Consider the following 19,076-nt stretch of genomic DNA (forward strand, 5'->3'; position numbering starts at 1 on the left):
TGTCCAATGTTCAATTTGGGACAAAACACGGGGGCAAAAGTAACACTTTTTTATGGCTTACGCAAATATTTTATTAAAAAAATGCCCATTTAGTCTTGCTTTGTGCGCAAAACGCAAGAAATGTGCAAGTTTTTTAGAACGTCCGTACTTAACTTTGCTGGCTTATTCAAAGCTCTTGAGTCGAGCGATATATTTGCCCAGAATGTCGAATTCGATATTCACTACCGTTCCCACTTCGATGTCGCAGAAGTTGGTATTCTCTCTGGTATAAGGAATGATGGCAACGGTAAATGTGTTGTCTGTAGGATCACAGACGGTGAGCGAAACGCCGTTAACGGTAACGCTGCCCTTGTCCACCGTGAAATAGCCTTTTCTTGCCATTTCCTTATTGAGCTCATATTCGAAAGTAAAATAAGTAGAGCCATCAGCGTCTTTCATTGCGATACATTTGGCAGTCTCGTCCACGTGTCCCTGTACGATATGACCATCCAGACGGCCGTTCATCACCATAGAACGCTCTACGTTCACCTTGTCGCCTACCTTGAGCAGTCCCAGATTACTGCGGTCCAGGGTTTCCTTCATGGCGGTAACGGTATAGGTGCCGTCTTTTATTTCCACTACGGTGAGGCAGACGCCGTTGTGCGCCACGCTCTGGTCGATGCCGAGTTCATCAACGAAAGAGCACTTCAACGTAAAGTCGATGTTCTCCTTATCATGTCTGATAGCTACGACGGTAGCCATTTCTTCTACGATTCCACTAAACATATATTCTATTTTATTTGGTTTCATTATTATTTAGAATGCAAAGATATTGCATTAGCTAGAAACAGCCAAATTATTTAAGTTCTTTTGATAAAATAAGCAAGATATATTTGTTTAATTGCCATATTTTTTATATTTTTGCACATTATAATATATAAACATTTGAAGACAATGGAAATCAAGGAAGGATATATGCCCTTCATGGGCTATCAAACATATTATCGTATCGTAGGTAAAACAGAGGAGGGCAAGAGCCCTATCATCCTCTTGCATGGTGGACCAGGCAGTACCCACAACTATTTTGAGCTCTTGGATAGAGTAGCGGAGACAGGGCGTGCCGTCATCATGTACGACCAGTTGGGTTGTGGCAATTCTTTTGTAGAGGGACATCCCGAACTCTGGACTCCTGAGACATGGCTCAAAGAACTCTGTGCCCTCATCGACTATCTCCACATCGACCATTTTCATCTCTTAGGACAGTCGTGGGGTGGCATGCTCGCCATCATCTATCTGATAGAGAAGCAAGCAAAGGGCGTGAAGTCAGCCATCCTCAGCAGCACCCTTTCGAGCAGCAAACTGTGGGCAAGTGAGCAACATCGTATGATTAAGTTTATGTCGGAGGAAGACCAGCGTGCCATTGCCGAGGCTGAGGCGAAGGATGACTTTTCGAGCGAGGCGTATGCCAAGGCGAATGAGCACTTCATGCTCTTGCATTGTGCCAGTGAGGTGACGGAGGATAGTCCAGAGTGTCTTCGCCGGAAGAAGCGTGCTGGTGCTGAGGCTTATCTCCATGGTTGGGGACCAAACGAATACACTCCTACAGGTACGCTCCGTGATTATGATTACACCGACCGCCTTGGCGAGATTCAAGTGCCTTGCTTGGTGATGAGTGGCACCAATGACCTCTGTACTCCATTGGTGGCAAAGACCCTCTATGATGGTATCCAAGATTCCAAGTGGCATCTCTTCGTAGGGGCAAGACATATGCCTTTCGCCGAGCAAAACGATGAGTATTGCCAGGTGCTGGAAGAATGGTTGGAGGAGAAAGATTAGGCTCTTTAGAATTATTTGAAGCGATTCAATTCCTCATTACCAGCACCTTGACCCTTGTATCGACTTCTTGACGTATTGAAGTTATACTGGAATGTCAAGAGCAAGGAACGGATATCGCTAGTGCTGCTTTGCCAAAACGTAACATCCTTATTGTAGAATCGTATGTCACGATTGCTTTTGTTGAAGATGTCGTTAGCTTCAAGCGTAACCGAGAAACGATTCTTGCAGAAAGCCTTGTAAAGCTTGGCATTGAGGCTAGAGGAAGAACTGAGCTGCATGTTCTCCTTGTTTCCACGGCTGTTCCATTTAAACTCTTTATTAAAGTAAACGATTTATAAGTTGTCCATAATTAAAAAACTGTGTCAAACTACATTTATTGTAGTTTGACACAGTTTAGTTTACACTCTCGAATTTTATTTTATTTTTCCCTTTCAAGCAAAGTTATTTAGTTGTGTTTTAAGCCATTAGAACTCTTATTTCTTAAAATATTCTTCCTTTAATTCTCTCTCTACGCTTAGAGGTGGATGATTATATATCTGCAAACGACATACTTCATTCGGTATTTTTTCATAAGATGGTGTATTTTCTATCCATATAAGGTGATTATCATCTATAGAATAGAGGTATTTTGTATCCGGTGTAGTTATATAATCACTAATATTTTTAACATAAAGTCTATTTGCTTTTTCATTATACATATAAGGTAATATGACACTTCCTATTTTTTGTGGCGGAATAAAATATAATAATCTAAAAGAAGTTTTCTTACGAATTTTATAAAAACCAGTACATATATCTCCAACGATGTCTCCAACTTTTAAACTGTCTAATATTACATTTGATTTGCCAATAATATATGTTTTCTGCCATTGCCAAATTCTTTCATTATCCATATATTTATTTAAAGAGTTTAAAGCTACTTTCGGTAAAATGAAATAGTTTTTGCCTTTATATACTTGCATTCTAAAATGAATATTCTCAGAAGGAATATCTATCTTTAACTTTGTCTTTGAATACCTTTTAGAAAACGATTGGAAAAAAGGAATAGACATTATGCAAAGAGTGATAATCATTCTTTGCATAATGTCTATTTTGTCTTTTGGGAGAAATATTAACATAAGCAGATATATTAGAATTACTGAACCCACTTTAAAAAGGGGCTTAGTTAGTTTATATTTATGATTTGCCCAATAGTTGCTTTACAAGATGGGTCTTTCCAATTCTTCTTCTGCCATAGATGGCGACAAACTCAGACTTATTGGAGTTGATGCAATTCTCCAACAAGTTGATTTCTCGCTTTCTTCCGATTATATTTTGCTGCATATCTTTTGTCGTTTTGATGATGGGGCAAAGATACTATAAAATATCGAAAAATAAGCAGAAAAACATAGAAAAGTGCCGATAGTGGTGCCAAAAGTCGATTTTTTAAGCACTTTTGGCATCAGTATCGGCACTTTTTGCAGAATTGTTGTTGCTTTTGTAACTTCTATAGTGTTGGCTTCATAATGAAAATTAGCATTTTTTCTTGATGCTTTTGCATGTCATTGGCATTCCACTCATACCCAAATTCTCGCTTGCAGCCAGTCTTGATGCCTTCATCGTAATTGTCCTTGGCATACCTGTAGCATGATTCTGAATTTCCATGGATCTACGTTTATCACTGCATCCCAAAGTAGTGAAGAATCTTTCTCGAAGAGATGAACTTTATTTTTATTCTTTTTTGTGACATAGTTACCAACATGGTTACCGACATAGTTACTATAGCTCTGTTACTATTTCGTGAAAAGTAACAGAGTTAGTAATTGCTGACTCTGTCGTTGACTATATCGTTGACTCTGTCGTTCAGTACTAAAAAAGCGACAGAGTCGTATTGTTTATATTGTCTCCAAGAACAACAAACCCTTTTTGGTCGTTCTGTATTGCTGCTTAGGACTTGTCGGCTTGTCTGGTACCGTAAGTTCCAGATAATCATGAAGTAGCAAAGGTTCGATGAATGCCTTGAAGTTCCATTGTTGATACGTAACACCAATTAAATCGTATATTTCCTTTCTGTATTTTGGTTCTTTGCAGAACTTAAGAATGGATACAACTTTGTCTGTTGCATCTGTATATGTATTATCACCTTCAGCTCTGTTAGTAGCTCTGTTAGTAGCTCTGTTAGTAGCTCTGTTAGTAGCTCTGTCACTAGCTTTGTCACTATCCAGCCAAAAAGTGACAGTGCTGGTGCAGATATCACTCTCAAAAGTCACGTCATTTCCTGTGATTTCCTTCCACTCATTCATCATGTCGAAACCATAACCGATGGTTTCTGATAGATTTACCAGTCTGAATATCTTGGCGATAATCGGGTTGCGAGGATTGGAATAGAGATGGTTGCCCAGTTGGGATATAGGCACAGGATAGCCACCAGCATTGAAGAACTCGACTCTGTCGGTATAGATATGAATGCACGAGTGGATGGTGCTGAATGGATCGAAGTGGGAGAGCATGTTGACCAATGCTTCTCGCAAAATCTTAAACTGCGAGCGGTCTTCCACATTGAAACCCTCATCGTTCATCATGAAAGGAGTATCTACTATTAGGCGCAATCGTCTGATCATAATCTGAAAATACTCCCAAAGGTTCTCTTGCTCTGGGATGCGATAGGTATAGCGTGTTCAGGCTTCTCTCACGCTTCTGCCAGGAATCTCCACCAAATCCATCCAGAAAAACCTGTGTCCATCTATATGATAGAGCATGCTCTTGGCATCGACTGGCTCATTGAACTTTTGGGAACGCAAGGTGCCCAAGAAGTCTTGTTCCAACTTCTCTGCATTGTCAACTCCTGATATTTCAAACTTCTTGCCATTCTGCTTTACTCCAAGCACTATCCATCCGCCGGAAGTATTGGCGAATGCACTTACGGTTTCCCATATATTCTTAGGGAGTTCGCTCTTGGCCTCCTTAGCCTCGAAGTCCTCCCATTCGATGTCGTTGATTCTGTCTATCAGTTCTTCCTTTGTCATAATAATGATGATTAAATTGAAATATAGAATTTCTTCCTCCCTTCACTTCAAGAAATAGATAGGAGCATGCTGGGTGCCTTCCTTCACCATGATACCCTTCTCGCAGAAATGAGTGAGCCACTTCTGAGCCATGTATGGAGTCAAGCCGAAGTGGATGCGCATGATACGTGTGGTGATGTAGCGATTCTTTTGAAGATACTCCTTGATTTTCTCCAACATCTTTTCTTCGGAGTATTTTGTAGATTGGTTGGAATAACGAGAGCGGACAAAGTGGACGTTGCGCTGTACTTCCTCCATTAGCTTACCTTCTGGTCGGAAGTTGATGCCGGTGATGCGTACTTCCTTGCCCGTAATCTTCTTGTCTGGATTCTCCTCTGGCATCTCTAGGCTAGCCGACATGGAGAAGTAGCCTATCTCTGGGATATAAAAGCGGCGTCCTATGGAGAATTCTTCCACCATAAGGTCGTGAAGCTCTGCCAACACCGCAGCCACATCTCCCTTGGTGAGTGAGCAGCGGTTCTGGATTTTCTCTTGCAATTGCTTCTCGGTCATAGGTTCATGCTGCACGATACGAACGTATTGGCGCTTTTCTCCTGTGCCCTGGGCATTGTTGAGAGTGTAAATGTCGTATTTCAGTTCCATATTTCTTGTTGTTTGATGGTTCGTTGTTTTCTATATTCTTTGTCTTCTATGAAAGATGATGCAAATATATATAATAATGTGATAACTTGTATCTTTTGGTGTAAACTATTAGGTTTATTTAAACATTGGTATATGTCATGTGATTATACGGCATTTGTCATCCGACCGTATGATAAGTGTCGTATAATCACATGACAAATGTCACGCAATCTTTATAATAGCTTTCTTGCATCGTTATAATAGCTTCCTTGCATAATTTGAGTCACAATAAAATCTTTTATTAATTGAATATCAACGAATTAAGTATTTCAAAGAATGTAACTGCTAACGATTTAGAAACGAGCTATATTCTTTTTCTTTCTCAACTTTGCAATATACAAAGAACGCTTTGATTACGAGTGCAAAGTTATATTTATTTTTTGAAAAACAACATATTCTGCTCTGTTTTTATAAAATCTTAAGTTTTTCTCTCCATTCACATTTTCAAAAAAGAAGAATAAGGTTAATATCGTTGTAAAAATTTAACTGTATAATAATGTTCGCTTTGTTCATTTTGTGGCTACATAGTTTTAAATACGGCACTAAATATCGGTAAAATGTTAAAATTATACCTTATTGACAAAAAAACGGCAAAATATTGTCCGTATTTCAAGAAAAATACTTAAATTTGTCACGGCTCTCAAGTCTGTATGCCTATTTGAATTCTCTCAATGCAGACAAACAGACAGCCAACGCCGAGCTGAAAGCTGAGAAGTCCAAACAACTTTCTCGGTAATAAGCGGGCTATGGGTGGGAAGAGAGTCAAGACATATAAAAGGCGTTTATCTGACGCTGTGTTTAAGACGGACTGGAATCTTGCAAATGAAAGTTTATTATAGTCTTGAACGTAGCCAACGGTAGATGTCCCGGGTGTGATTACATCAATCCCGTGGAGACCTTGTAAGCATGGATTGTACCCTTTTGGATGCAATCAAATGTATTATATAGGTCTCTTAACGGTAATGATTTTCATATCGGCGTGGGCTCTGACGTTGTCTGTTCAACTATAATAGGCAATGCAAGAGCCTCAGTTCGTGGAATAGACAACAGGACGATTCCACGCTTTTTTGTGCCTATTATTAACTGGGTTCTGCTTAGAATAAGTTAACACCGATATGGAAATCTATGAACGAACATCGCAAGATGTTTGCGCTGAAGGAGGAGTAAGAATGCCTCCCTGCGTTGGACTTACATCCAATGCCCTCCCCGAAGCTCGAAACATTGTTTCATCTACGAGTTCACAAACAGGGGTGTCCACCAAAAGTGCCTTTTCAGGAATTACTTCTAAGCGTATTTGTAGCAAAGAAAAAAGTGTTCCTCATTGGTATGCACTTCGCACTACATATGGTAGAGAGAAGAAAGCATATGATTATATGGTAGCAAGAGGTGTTACTGCTTTCTATCCCACCAAGGATGTTGTTAAACTTGTCAAAGGTAAGCGCAAAATTATTACAGAATCTCGTTTACCCAATATTTTTTTCGCTTATGGCACCGAAGAAGAAATTAAGACTTATGTTTATGACAATGTAAACCTTCCATTTCTCCGTTTTTATTATCGTCATATTCACGTTGGTTGTAAAATTGAGAAAACACCAATAATAGTACCAAACTATCAGATGGAAAGCTTGAAGATAGTATGTGCAGCCGAAGTTGATGACATTATAATTTCTAATGAGGAAATACCAAAATTCGAGACAGGGCAATTGGTGCGTATTACCAAAGGAGCATTTGCTGGAGTTATAGGAACAGTGGCACGCTATAAAGGGCAACAGAGAGTAGCTGTAATAATGAATGGTTTGGTTACTGCTGTAACAGCCTATATTCCAACCCCTTATTTAGATCCAATTGTCTGATAATTTTAAAATATATAAATAAAACAATAAAATATGAGATGTAATAATTGTGGATGGCAAAATCCTGATGGAGTTGTTTGCTGTGAAAGATGTGGTTCAGCCCTAAGTAGTCAAAATAACTTGGACGCAGATAAATCTATTCAACAAAATGACTATAATCAAGAAGCGTCTTCTCCACTTTGTTCTACATTAAGAGAGGCAGTTGCTTTTGGTGGTAATCTTTCCCCTGAGAGTAATAGCGGAAGTACAGAAAATCAAAATGATGTTTGCCGTAATTGTGGTTACAGCTTGTCACCTGTAATGAACATTTGCCCACAGTGTGGAACTTCTCGAAATCGAGAACAATGTGAGAGAATGCAACAGAAAGTTAGTAGCATTTATCAGAAGTCACAGGCAGGTAATAAGCAGTGTCCGAAATGTGGAGCGGATGTGCTGCGAAGTGCAAAATTCTGTCCTTCATGTGGGCAACCATTAACTATGCGTGGAACTGTCAATGCTTGGGATAACCCACAAGGTAATGATTTCTGTTCTTTAAAGCCAATGCCTTGGTCTCGTGAAAACACGGAATATGCTCCTATTTCATATTCGGGGCAAAGAATCGTTTTGAATCGTGCGAACACAGACCCTAACAACCAATCTATAACGTCTCGTGAGCAAGCAGTGCTTACCAATGATGGGAAAGATTGGTATATCGAGGATTTGAGCGACCAGCACTCTACGATGATTCGTGTTTCCAGAAAGACTAAGTTGCAGTCTGGAGATGTTATTGCTTTAGGCAACCGTCTTTTCGAGTTCAGAGATTAGTTTGGAATTTTCACCTTATTATATATATGAGCAGTCATTACATACAATGTGAACGTTGTGAATTTTGTTCTGGTGACAGAATTGACAATGATTATCTTGTGGAAAAAATGCTTGGTGCAGGAACTTTCGGCTGCGTGTATAAAGTAAATGGGAATGATGGAAAGGTATATGCCTTGAAACTCCTGAAGTTATGGGAGTCGCCATCCGCAGAACGAGAGGAACTGTTGAAACGTTTCGATATGGAGTATGAGACAGGTCATATTGAAAGTAACTATCTCGTACATTCTTACACCAAAGGACAAGTCGGCGGTAATCCTTACATTGTCATGGAGTATTGTCCTTATGGCGACCTGATGACGGCTGCCGAAAAAGGGAATGTCGATTTCGCAGCTGTAGGGCGTGATGTACTTTATGGACTTCGTGACTTGCATCAGCGGGGAAAGGTTCATCGTGATTTGAAACCTGAAAATGTTCTGATAAGAGAAGATGGAACGGCAATACTTACAGATTTCGGTATATCGGGCGACCAGAATAACCGACTTACTCAACGAGGAATATTTGGTATCCCACAACAACAGTTTGGTACATTTCCTTATATGCCTCCTGAGCAAATAAATCCAAGGAGAGGCAATGCTACTGTACTTCCGACTACTGACATATTTTCTTTTGGTGTCATGATGTATCAACTTCTTACTTATGAGCTGCCATACGGTGAATGTGCTACGGAAGCCGACTTGCCTGCCTATGTAGAACGAGGTCGTAAGGGGATGTGGAATCGAACACTTTTGCAACAAGTGCCAAATGGAACTCAATGGGAGAAAATGGTGGAAGGTTGTTTGATACCTAATTTCAAGGAAAGGCTTCAGAGTGTTGATGATGTTCTGGCGTTAATGCCGCAGTCTATTAAGGCAAAAGATTATCGACCAACCTTGAAAACTTCGTTTGAATCATGGAGCCAAGGTGACAGTGGCATTCAACTGCATATTATGCAAGGAGAAGAGTATGGCAAGATATATAAGCTAGATGATATGGTGAATGGTGTATGCCGTTTGCTGACGATGGGAAGAGAGGACGATGAAGTTGTCAATTCAATACCGATTAAAGACACCTTGAATGCTTATATCTCTCGTTGTCATTGTACTTTGGAACAAAATGCCGAGACCGGTCTGTGGATTATACGTGATGGTCAATGGCGCAATCGGCAATGGAAAAATAGTATGAATGGTACTTATGTCAATTCCACAGAGGTAGGTAGTCATGGCTTTGTGCTACAAGTGGGAGACATCATAACCATTGGTGATACAAAATTACGTGTGGAAGGTTATCCGAAAGCAAACTCTAGAAAGTATTCTTTTAAAAGCAAGTGGGACACTTAAAAACAATTTAAATATGACTCAACCAACTCAACGCTACAAGCGAACGCTCAAAGGCTCTATTGGAGCAGGTGTACAGTCTGTGCTAGGCTCAGACCGCCGTTTTTATATCTTGGAGCACAAGATTTCTTCTAAGTATCACAAAACTGGTGAAAATCAGCAGATTATTGTTGACCAGATTGAACTTGGACGAGCTTCTACTTGCCAAGTCAGATTTGACGAATCGTTTCCAACTGTTTCTCGTCGTCATGCAGCTATTGTGCGTGATGGGGACAATTGGAAATTGGTTCAGTTGTCGCAGACCAATTCGACATTCCTTAATGGGCATCAAGTTCAGAAGGAATGGTATCTCCAGAATGGTGATGAAATCCAACTTTCTGTGAATGGTCCCAAGATGGGGTTCATTACTCCTTCTGGAAAGAAAGGTACGGTAGGTTCGCTTGGGCTTACACGCCGACTATCTTTGTTTGGACAGCAAGCTTTGAGACCTTATAAGTATGCGATAGCAGTTTTGTCAATACTTTTAGTCCTATCTGTAGGTGGTTTGGGAACATGGAGCTATCTCCGCGGTAATGAATATGAGAGATTGATAGCTGATGCTCAACAAAGACTAGAAACGTTGAAAGGTAAGAATGGAGAATTGGAGAAACTTATGGCAGAATCTGCCAAAGAACAAAAAAGATTGGATTCTTTGTTAAAGCTTAAACAGCGTCCAATAAGAAAAACGGTTGTAGTACGTGGTGGAACTGGTACTCATGTTGGGACAAGTAGTACTGGTGGAGAAGCTGCTAATTTACAGGCTTATGAGAAGAATATATATTTTATTCAGGCTGTAGTGATGGCAGTATATAATGGTCAGAGAATACCATTGGAAACTTCTGATGGCGGATATATAGGATGGACAGGTACTGGTTTCTTGTTGTCGGATGGAAGATTCGTGACAGCCAAGCATTGTGTTGAAGGTTGGAAATTCGATGTTGCTAGTTTTCTAAAGTCATATGTGTCGAAAATGAAAGACGATACACACGAAGCTCTTTTGTTGTCTGGTATGGCAGGAGAAAATGGAGTAAAATTAGTATCCTATATATTAGCTACTTCTCCTACGGATGAAATAAAACTACTATCTACAAACTTTAGGATGCCAACGAGTGAAGAAAGAACCATGGCTATAGATGAGGAAGGCAAGATAAAAGTAAGGGTCTCCACAGGTGGAGGAAACGATTGGGCTTATGCTAGAGCAAACAAGAGTGGAAATATTCCTGGGGATGCTTCTTTGTCTTCTTCTTTACCTGCAGGGGTAAAACTTCAAGTGTTAGGTTATCCGCTTGGAATGAAAGCAGATGGAGGTTCTTGTCTTTATGGTTCTTGCCAGACATCCAGTAGAGGGTTAAAGGGTGGAGTTATCCTTATAACGGGTAATAATTACGAACATGGTAATTCTGGAGGTCCAGTTTTCTATAATGACAATGGTAAGCCGAAGGCTATAGGTATTGTATCTTTTGGTACAGGACAACATATGGGAGGTATTGTTCCACTTTGTAATTTAAGATGATAATTGATATGAAAAAGTTTTTTATTTTATTTTTTTGTTTTTTATGTGCTTCATTTTCTTATTCTCAAAAGGTCATTCCTGGGCAAATCATCCGTGAAGATCTATTGAAAGGGATAGATAATGTAGGGCAAGCTTTGGATAAAGGTTTAGTGATAGATGCAGTGTGTTCTGCTTTTTTCCTTTCACGACAGAGTTTTCAAGTTGCCGATAAAAAGACTGGTGAATTATATGGACTGAATAACCATGACGAGTTCGGTACGGAAATCACATTTGGTGTAAAGTTGAGGGATGGTTTCTTGTTGACGGACAAAGCGGTTAGACCTTGGGAGTACAACTCTAAGTTTAATAGTTATCGGGATGGGTATAAGCCTGTTCCATATTTATCAGAATATACAGAACAAGGGGAAAAAACAGACTATGATTCTCTAACATATTCTCTGCAAGAGACTATGAACCCTTTAGAGGCTTATTGTTTTAAATCAAATATATTTAAAGGAAAAGGCTTGGATTATGATATAGTAGAAGGTGTTCAAAAGGGATGGGTAGTTTGGGCTTATACTGATAAGGATGCTGATTTGAATAAAACGGCTAAGTTGTCTTTTGTTTACATAGAAAAAGAACTGAATGTGGCAACAGATGGAAAGGAAAGTGTGTTGCCACCAAAAGATAAAAATATCCTTGGCGGTATTTTCATTGTACCAAGCGTAACAGGTGTAGGTGTAGTGAAGTTCTTGCTTTGTGGTATAATAACAGAGAAGGAAGATAAATGGAATGTTTCATTTCCTTTTGTTGGCATAAAAGAAAATGATGGGTTGCAAAAGGAAAGTAACGTTGAGCCAAATGTAACTAAAGATAGTTTGACTCCTGTTGAAGATGATGTCTATGTAAAGAAAGGCAATAAGAAACAAAACAAGAAAGGCAAGAAATAATGGCAGAGCATATTATTTTCCGTATGGCGGCATGGACGGATGCTGCAGGCAAGTACGCCCCGAATGCCCCTCTCGAAGGCAATGAGGACAACTATTATGTAGATGATGACCTAGGGGATAATACTCCTAGTCATTTGGTTGCCGATGAAGATATCTTGCTTTCAGATTGTGGTATGCTGATGGCTGTAGCCGATGGCATGGGTGGCATGAATGCAGGAGAGGTTGCCTCGCAAATAGCCCATGACACGGTGGCTGAGTTCTTTGCCCCAGGAAAGATAACGGCACAGTTGTCTGCAACCCATGAAAGCCGTAGCCGTTATTTGGAAGAGGTGGTTCGAGAGACAGATCGTCGGATCAAAGAGGATGCTCGGATCAATAGCGAACATGAAGGGATGGGTTCTACACTCATTATGGCATGGATTGTAAATGGCGAGTTGACATTGACTTGGATTGGTGATAGCCGTGCGTATCGTTTTAATCCAGTAACAGGTATCGAACCACTGTCAAGAGACCACTCTTATGTACAGGAACTAGCCAACAAAGGCATCATTACATACGAGCAAACTTTCGAGCATCCGCAAGGAAACATTGTTACTCGCAGTCTTGGCGATACGACTCAAAAGGCAAAGCCAGAGTCACGCTTGTTTAAAGTGTGCAATAATGATATCATCCTTCTCTGTAGCGATGGTTTGAGTGGCGTGTTGCGTGACAAGAAAACGTATGATGAAAATGGACAACTTTACCCTGGTGATAATCTTGAAGACATTATTAGAAACCATCAAGAATCTCTTCGTGAATGTAGAGAGGCTCTGTGGATAGCGGCAGAGAAGGCTGATTGGTATGACAACGTAACTGTCATACTTTGTAAGATATGCTCTGGGGCAGGTGATTGTGTGGCTAAAGAGAGAACGAAGGGAATTGTAGGTTCAGCAAGTCCCCAAGAAAAACCACTCAATAAAACTTTTGATGGATTGACGATTCGAGTTTCACGAAAAAAAATAGTGTTGGCTTCCGTATTTTGTTTCTTATTGCTCTGTGGTGTGATTGCAGGATTGAACTTTCATGGAAAAGGGAAGAAAAATGTTGAAACTCCATCTAAGGTAGAGTCTGTAGATTCCACAAAAGTCAAGGAAAATGTTGACACGGTGAATGTTGATTTTCCAAAAAAGAAGATTAAAGTTAAGAAGCTTCAGAAAGCAGAGAATAAAAGTCATAACGAAAAAAAACGACCAGTACAGTTGGAGAAGAAGCAACAAGACGGAAAGAAAGACGCTAAGCAAGGAGAAAACAAACCTTCCAAAACGAGTAAGACGGGTGGCTTTAAGTTGGTTCCAATGGAAAATGGTCAAGACAAACTGACTCCTGTTCCTGCCAAAGGTAGCGATAAAGACGAAGTTACACCAGTGAAGAAAAAACAAGAACAAAGCAAGTAACTATGGTTGAGATACAACAAGGTGAAGAAATTAATGGTCGTTATGTGCTGAAAGAGTACAAGGGACGTGGTACGTTCGGGCAAGTATGGTTGGCCTATGACAAAGCCAAGGACGAAAATGTAGCCATTAAGTTTTATGTGGCTCTTGACCACAAAGGCCGTGAGGAGTTTATACAGGAATACCGTATAGCTGCTGGTCTTGAACATCCGAATCTATTGGTGACAAAGGACTTTGGGGTATGGCAAGATTATCCTTGGCTGACGATGAGGTTTTGTGACTCAGGTTCTGCTGGTGATATGGTTGGTACACTCAGACCGACATCGGAAGATGAACGTACAATATGGCGATTTATCCATGATGTGGCAGCAGGACTTGCCTATCTGCACCATGTCAAGCCTGAGCCTATAGTCCATCAAGACATCAAGCCGGACAATGTACTGATAGCTTCGGATGGAACTTTCCTCATAACAGACTTTGGCATCAGTAAGCGAATACGCAATACGATGAGCAAGCAATCGACTCGGGCTTTGAAGGCTGGTGCACCAGCTTATATGGGACCAGAACGTTTTTCTGCCAATCCAGAACCCATTCTGGCAAGTGATGTATGGTCTCTTGGTGCATCTATCTATGAACTTGCAGAAGGGGAACTGCCCTTTTCTGGTATGGGTGGCGTAATGATGAACCAAGGGGCGGAGATTCCATTGCTTGGTGCTGGATGGTCTAAGAATCTCAATGACATCATGCGATGGTGTCTGGAAAAGGAAACTTGGGATAGAGCTAGGGCTGACCAAGTGGAAAAAATAGCTAAGGAAGTTATAGATTCACAAGGTGAGGTATGCGTTGAAGAACTCATCGCAAACATGAAAGGGAAAGCAACTTCCACTGTAAAAGGTGAAAAGAGTGATCCAAGGGCAACCAATCCTCATGTAAGTGGAGCTATTGGCAATACTCAGAGTGAAAGCAAGCAGGAAATAGATGAACATGCCAACTATTCTGAGCCTATTGCTTCAAATACTTGGTGGAAGAAACCTTTATTTGGGTTGACTGCTGTTGTAGTTCTTGCTTTGGCTGTATTCTTCGTATGGAATGGAACTCGTGAAGAACAACCAAAGGGGAATACTGTTAAGGTGGTAAAGGAAGTGACGCCTGCGAAATCGCCTGAGGCAACAAAAAAGAAGGTTGTGGTAACTAAAGAAGAGAAAAAAACAAGTTCTGCAATCGCAAAAGTAAAACCTAAGTCTGTAAGGGTAGTTGCACCAAAAGTTGAAACTCAGGCCAGTACTGCCAGACAAGGAACTCTTTCTCTAGGATATGCAACTTGGGAAGGAGGTATAAAGAGTGGAAAGCCTGATGGCAGAGGAATAATGAGGTTCTCTTCAAACCATCGTATCGACTCTCGTGATCCTAAGGGGCGTATTGCTGAGACTGGAGATAAAGTGGAAGGATCGTATGTCAATGGGCATCTGAGTTTTGGCAAATGGTATAAATCTGATGGAACTACAGAAACTATTATGTTAGGAGAATAAAAAATGAGACGACTACTATTATTTATGACAATGAGTTTGTGCTGTTGTGTCGCATCTTCGGCACAACAAGCAGATTCCAAGCGTAAATCCATGGAGGATGCTTTCATTGCGCAGATGAAGGTGGCTGCCAAGATGGATGTTTTATCTCGTATTACCAATGATTCTACTGTGATGAGCCGTGTCGAAGGCGAAAACTTTTATGTGCATCCTGGAGAGACTTACATTGTTGATGGTATTTCTACTGCTACGTATTATGAGTGTAAGGACAAGTGTTTTGTTCCTCTTTGTGATGCAAAATATCCTAAAGAGACGATTGCCAATCGGCTGCTCCTACCGAATAGGGAATTGCCTGATGGCAACATCAAATTGAAATTCCAAAAATATCGTTACCAATCTGATAGTGTAAAAATTCAATTCAAGCAATTGATGACTTTTTGTAGAAACAAAGGCTATGAAATGTTTGTTGGCATAGAGGGTATGGGTAAGAAAGAGATGAAAGTTGATTTATTTCTTTTCAACAATGAGAACAAATGGCTTCATGTCCTAAATCTATCCTGGCCTATCAAGAAAGTTGCAGATAAAGGTCTTGTTGTTGAGGGGGTGGCATGGCTATTTATTCCAACATCAAATGTTCGGCAACTGATGGGAAAGGAACTGCCAAAGGATTTCATGGATAAATTGAAGAAGAAAATAAAGAAATAGCGATATGAGAAAATTGTTGTTAGTTTTTATGGGGGTACTCATGACTGTGAGTATTTTGGCGCAAGAAGTCTCATTCCATTTTACAGATGGTATCTATAACGCTGCTTTGAAATCAAGAATGGAGCGTAATGCTTCCGCCTTGCTGACTGAGATAAATCTGGCAGCGGAGCAGGGACGTTCTTTGCAATTGAATGGAAAGGTGGGAACTGTAGCTGCTGAACGTCTAAAAATGCTGTGGGAAAATTTCGGTTTTGCATGTCAAAGCAACGCTAAAAGCATTTGCTATGGACTAACGAGTGGTTATCAAGCACGAGGTATTCAGGCGACGGTTGTTCGACAGCCTGAAGATTGTACAGACCCGAAGACAAGAGAGTTGACCATTTCTTTTGATAAATCGGGAAATATCACACGTGTAGGCTTTGCTCTCTTGAACAATCATCTTTCAGTTCCAAAGGGTGAACAGGAAGTGTATGATGTGCGCCGAAAGAACGAAATATTGAAGTTTGTAGAGGATTTTCGCAATTATTATAATGAGAAGGATTTGGAGTCTTTGAGAAAGATTTATAGTGATGATGCTCTCATCATAACAGGTAGGGTGGAAACTCGTAAAGAATCGGGTGACTTTAGTCAACAGATTAAAAAGAGAACAACCTATACAGTTCAAGATAAGGAAGAGTACTTGAATAATTTGGCTATGTTGTTTAGAAACAATAAGTACATAGATGTTTCTTTTGATGAGATAATGATATCGCCTGCTAATTCGGAAGCAATGAGTAATTATTATGGTGTAAACCTTATTCAGCATTGGAAGAGTAAAAACAAAAGCGGAAAGGAATATGAAGATACAGGGTATCTGTTTCTGCTTTGGGATTTCAATGAAGACCCTCCAGTCATTCATGTCAGAGCTTGGCAACCTAAAGATACACCTGATGATGATTTCATAATGGTAGATGATTTTAGATAAACTGATTATAAACAAAAAATGAGTATTATGATTAAAGCGTTTTTAATGAAGACCTTGGCAATAGGTCTGTTAGCTGTAGGCTTCTCTAGCATGGAAGCAAATGCACAGCAAGCTGCTTTAGGAAGAGAGTTGAAAATAGTCTCTTTTACTGAAGCTGACAAAAGTGATTTTGATGTCACCACACCGTCAAATTTCTCTGGAAAGTTGGCAAACTCAGCCTTGGTAAAAGTCTTTATGCCAGGAGAAGTGGAATCAACGGACCCAAGACCAACAAAGTCGATAGATAGAAAGTTGTCTCCTGGTGGAGGTGGGTATGCCAATTATATTTGGGTAGAGCAACATAGTAATAGCCTACGTATTGTTCCTAAAGGAAATTTATATCAGTCTCTGTTGATTAATTTCTCGGAATATGGAATTTCTAAATATACAGTTCGTAACAAGAAAGGTGGCTTGCAAGCAGGAAAAGTCTATCGTCTTGTACTTCGTGACCCTGCTCCTGTTCTTATAGATACACAATTGCCTGGTGCTTACGCCGTTATTAATGGAGATACGAAGAAGCACTATGCCGACAGCAATGGTAGAATAACGATAGAAAATGCTCCGTCTGGTGACCATGTAGCAACTATATATGCTGCTGATGGAAGTGTTCGTGGTACTGTAGATATAAAGGATGATACAAAAATCTACACCCATGATAGTAGAGCAAAATACACTCTCAACTTAAAAACAAAGCCAGAGGGGGCACGATTGGTTATCAAAGATGGCGAAATGGAAATGGAGTACCAACCTAATATGCAACTTGCAGAAAAGGCATACGAGGTGATTGCTTATTTCCCTGGAAATCCTGATGCTGTGAAGAATATGATAACACTGCATGGAAATACGACCAAAACTATCTTTAATACCAAGACCTATACTGTTACGCCAATGTACAATGGTAAGCAGGCTGGTACAAGTGCTTCTGTTTTTGAAAACAATAATATGCTAAAAAATACAGACGAGGGTGTAGTAGTAAGTGGAAACTCCTATGAAGTTACCCGACCTATAGGTCAAACTTTTAAGTATTATGCAACTTACTATGGACAAAAGTCAAGAACAAAATCTATCAAAGTAAGTGCTAATATGCCGTCAGATATACAGTTGGCAGTAGAGACACGCAAGGATTTCCAATGGCCTTGGGAAAGAGAGTATAGTCCTACTCCTGTTGATATCTCTGTTGGATATGTTCAGAAACAGATTGTTACTTCAGGTAATGGTGAGAAAGTAAAGGAGTCTCCTGCGTGGTTTGAAGGTGACAGCAAGTGGTTGCGTGGTTTCCAGATAGGTGTCGGTGTGCATCCTTGCTTTAAGTTTGGACTTGGATTCTACTCTGGTGTTTATTACGAAATGTATATATCTTCGAATGATGATTATGATTGGAGTAGCTTCCAAGAGCACAATATTTATATACCTGCTCATGCTTTGTTCCGATTCCCATTTGGAAACAAAGTGGCATTGTGGGTACATGGCGGTCTCGGATTCAATATTGGTATTGCAGCATCATATAAGGCTGATGATTCTGACTATAATGAGGACATAACAGATTATTATGGGGAACCAGTGTTCAACACTGATAGTTATGACATCTATGGTCCAAAACGTTTGAATATGACAGCAGAAATAGGACTCAATATGCGAATTAAAGGTTTTGCCTTAGGCGCAACTTATTCAAAGGGTATTACAAATAATGAATGTTACCAAGATGTTGGTGATGGATATAAGACACGAATGAACAAATGGGCTTTCAATGTTGCTTATACATTCTAAATCATTTATAAAAAATGCTCCACGTTTTTATGTGGAGCATTTTTTATGTTATGACAATTCAATGAGAGAGGTTATTATGGGGTCACTTCCTGTTTTCTAATATTCGTTTGATTCACTTGGATTCTTCCCAAAGTTTATTAGCTATGCTATCCTTGTAAGCAGCCATTTCAAGCATTTCATGGAGGCGACGAATAGAATCCTCGTAAACAGTGACACGATTTCTCACATCATTTATTACATTTTCGTCTCGGCATACAGAGAAGTTCTTTTCGATGTAGCGAATGTTCGGGTCGTCAGATGGGAGAACCATTCGCAAGGCACGATATTTCAAATCCGCCTCCTCCCAATCTTGATGTTCTCGCCATTGGGTGAGATTGCCCCAAATGGAGAAAACAAGCGATAAAACCAGGCCAACGACGAAAAGAAGAATATACTTAGAGGTTGGCTCAAAGCGGTGAGTCACTACTTTCTTCAGAGGTGTGTTATCCATTGCGTGAAGTTTGTCCTGCACAATTTTTGATGTGGCATTCAGCTCTTGTTTCACCTGATTAACAGTATCAAACAAGAGTTTACTTCGCTGTTCATCTTTGCTTGCTTCTTTTTTGGTAAGGTCGGTAAAAATGCAGATAGCTT

Annotated in this window: 20 protein-coding genes; 11 read left to right on the forward strand and 9 right to left on the reverse strand. The window is 40.1% G+C overall.

Features of this window, described 5'->3' with window-relative positions; genetic code table 11:
• Nucleotides 1-162 precede the first annotated feature (162 nt).
• Nucleotides 163-765 carry a riboflavin synthase gene (locus NNC77_RS03870; protein ID WP_022120073.1) on the reverse strand — a complete coding sequence of 201 codons (603 nt, stop codon included), beginning with the start codon at nucleotides 763-765 and terminating at the stop codon, nucleotides 163-165.
• A 168-nt stretch (nucleotides 766-933) separates the two neighbouring features.
• Between NNC77_RS03870 and pepI the strand changes: the two genes are divergently transcribed.
• A complete protein-coding gene (gene pepI, locus NNC77_RS03875) occupies nucleotides 934-1,815 on the forward strand; it encodes a proline iminopeptidase (protein WP_254969893.1) in 882 nt (293 codons plus the stop codon).
• An 11-nt stretch (nucleotides 1,816-1,826) separates the two neighbouring features.
• Here the strand turns inward: pepI and NNC77_RS03880 are convergent, their stop codons facing one another.
• From NNC77_RS03880 to NNC77_RS03910, 7 genes are all read right to left on the reverse strand, one after another.
• Complete coding sequence (locus tag NNC77_RS03880; RefSeq protein WP_118154102.1) at nucleotides 1,827-2,147, reverse strand: outer membrane beta-barrel protein; 321 nt, start codon at nucleotides 2,145-2,147, stop codon at nucleotides 1,827-1,829.
• A 141-nt stretch (nucleotides 2,148-2,288) separates the two neighbouring features.
• On the reverse strand, nucleotides 2,289-2,897 hold the full coding sequence (locus NNC77_RS03885) for a hypothetical protein (RefSeq protein WP_147346976.1): 609 nt from the start codon (nucleotides 2,895-2,897) through the stop codon (nucleotides 2,289-2,291).
• Nucleotides 2,898-2,991: 94 nt separating this feature from the next.
• Entirely contained in the window at nucleotides 2,992-3,138 is a 147-nt protein-coding gene (locus tag NNC77_RS03890) for an ATP-binding protein (protein WP_117693818.1), read from the reverse strand.
• Between the two features lie 189 nt (nucleotides 3,139-3,327).
• On the reverse strand, nucleotides 3,328-3,459 hold the full coding sequence (locus NNC77_RS03895) for a hypothetical protein (protein WP_254954980.1): 132 nt from the start codon (nucleotides 3,457-3,459) through the stop codon (nucleotides 3,328-3,330).
• Nucleotides 3,460-3,689: 230 nt separating this feature from the next.
• A complete protein-coding gene (locus tag NNC77_RS03900; RefSeq protein ID WP_254969891.1) occupies nucleotides 3,690-4,415 on the reverse strand; it encodes an ATP-binding protein in 726 nt (241 codons plus the stop codon).
• Between the two features lie 57 nt (nucleotides 4,416-4,472).
• Nucleotides 4,473-4,820, reverse strand: coding sequence for an AlbA family DNA-binding domain-containing protein (locus NNC77_RS03905; RefSeq protein WP_254969890.1), 348 nt, complete (start codon nucleotides 4,818-4,820; stop codon nucleotides 4,473-4,475).
• Nucleotides 4,821-4,862: 42 nt separating this feature from the next.
• The gene (locus tag NNC77_RS03910) at nucleotides 4,863-5,462 is read right to left on the reverse strand and encodes an HU family DNA-binding protein (RefSeq protein WP_254969889.1); all 600 of its coding nucleotides are present in this window, start codon (nucleotides 5,460-5,462) and stop codon (nucleotides 4,863-4,865) included.
• Nucleotides 5,463-6,616: 1,154 nt separating this feature from the next.
• Here NNC77_RS03910 and NNC77_RS03915 point away from each other — a divergent pair.
• The 10 genes from NNC77_RS03915 to NNC77_RS03960 are packed head-to-tail and all read left to right on the forward strand — an operon-like array spanning nucleotide 6,617 to nucleotide 18,443.
• On the forward strand, nucleotides 6,617-7,354 hold the full coding sequence (locus NNC77_RS03915; RefSeq protein ID WP_254969888.1) for a UpxY family transcription antiterminator: 738 nt from the start codon (nucleotides 6,617-6,619) through the stop codon (nucleotides 7,352-7,354).
• Between the two features lie 33 nt (nucleotides 7,355-7,387).
• Nucleotides 7,388-8,158, forward strand: a complete 771-nt coding sequence (locus tag NNC77_RS16680; protein WP_367398721.1) for a zinc-ribbon domain-containing protein — start codon at nucleotides 7,388-7,390, stop codon at nucleotides 8,156-8,158.
• A 26-nt stretch (nucleotides 8,159-8,184) separates the two neighbouring features.
• Nucleotides 8,185-9,534, forward strand: a complete 1,350-nt coding sequence (locus NNC77_RS03925) for a protein kinase domain-containing protein (protein ID WP_254969886.1) — start codon at nucleotides 8,185-8,187, stop codon at nucleotides 9,532-9,534.
• Nucleotides 9,535-9,547: 13 nt separating this feature from the next.
• Entirely contained in the window at nucleotides 9,548-11,083 is a 1,536-nt protein-coding gene (locus NNC77_RS03930; RefSeq protein WP_254969885.1) for an FHA domain-containing protein, read from the forward strand.
• An 8-nt stretch (nucleotides 11,084-11,091) separates the two neighbouring features.
• Complete coding sequence (locus NNC77_RS03935) at nucleotides 11,092-12,012, forward strand: hypothetical protein (RefSeq protein WP_254969884.1); 921 nt, start codon at nucleotides 11,092-11,094, stop codon at nucleotides 12,010-12,012.
• Nucleotides 12,012-13,445: a PP2C family protein-serine/threonine phosphatase gene (locus NNC77_RS03940; RefSeq protein WP_254969883.1), complete on the forward strand. Its 1,434-nt coding sequence runs from the start codon at nucleotides 12,012-12,014 to the stop codon at nucleotides 13,443-13,445. Before NNC77_RS03935 ends, NNC77_RS03940 begins: the two co-directional genes overlap by 1 nt.
• A 2-nt stretch (nucleotides 13,446-13,447) precedes the next feature.
• A complete protein-coding gene (locus NNC77_RS03945; protein ID WP_254969882.1) occupies nucleotides 13,448-14,971 on the forward strand; it encodes a serine/threonine protein kinase in 1,524 nt (507 codons plus the stop codon).
• A 3-nt stretch (nucleotides 14,972-14,974) separates the two neighbouring features.
• Nucleotides 14,975-15,673 (forward strand): hypothetical protein, encoded by a 699-nt coding sequence (locus NNC77_RS03950; protein WP_254969881.1) that lies wholly within the window; start codon nucleotides 14,975-14,977, stop codon nucleotides 15,671-15,673.
• 4 nt (nucleotides 15,674-15,677) lie between these two features.
• On the forward strand, nucleotides 15,678-16,637 hold the full coding sequence (locus NNC77_RS03955; RefSeq protein ID WP_254969880.1) for a hypothetical protein: 960 nt from the start codon (nucleotides 15,678-15,680) through the stop codon (nucleotides 16,635-16,637).
• Between the two features lie 27 nt (nucleotides 16,638-16,664).
• Entirely contained in the window at nucleotides 16,665-18,443 is a 1,779-nt protein-coding gene (locus tag NNC77_RS03960) for a hypothetical protein (RefSeq protein ID WP_254969879.1), read from the forward strand.
• Nucleotides 18,444-18,555: 112 nt separating this feature from the next.
• Here the strand turns inward: NNC77_RS03960 and NNC77_RS03965 are convergent.
• Nucleotides 18,556-19,076: hypothetical protein (locus NNC77_RS03965; protein WP_254986859.1), on the reverse strand; the 521-nt coding region annotated here is incomplete at its 5' end.

The organism is Segatella copri (assembly GCF_024330485.1).
GTDB classification, from domain to species: domain Bacteria; phylum Bacteroidota; class Bacteroidia; order Bacteroidales; family Bacteroidaceae; genus Prevotella; species Prevotella copri_L.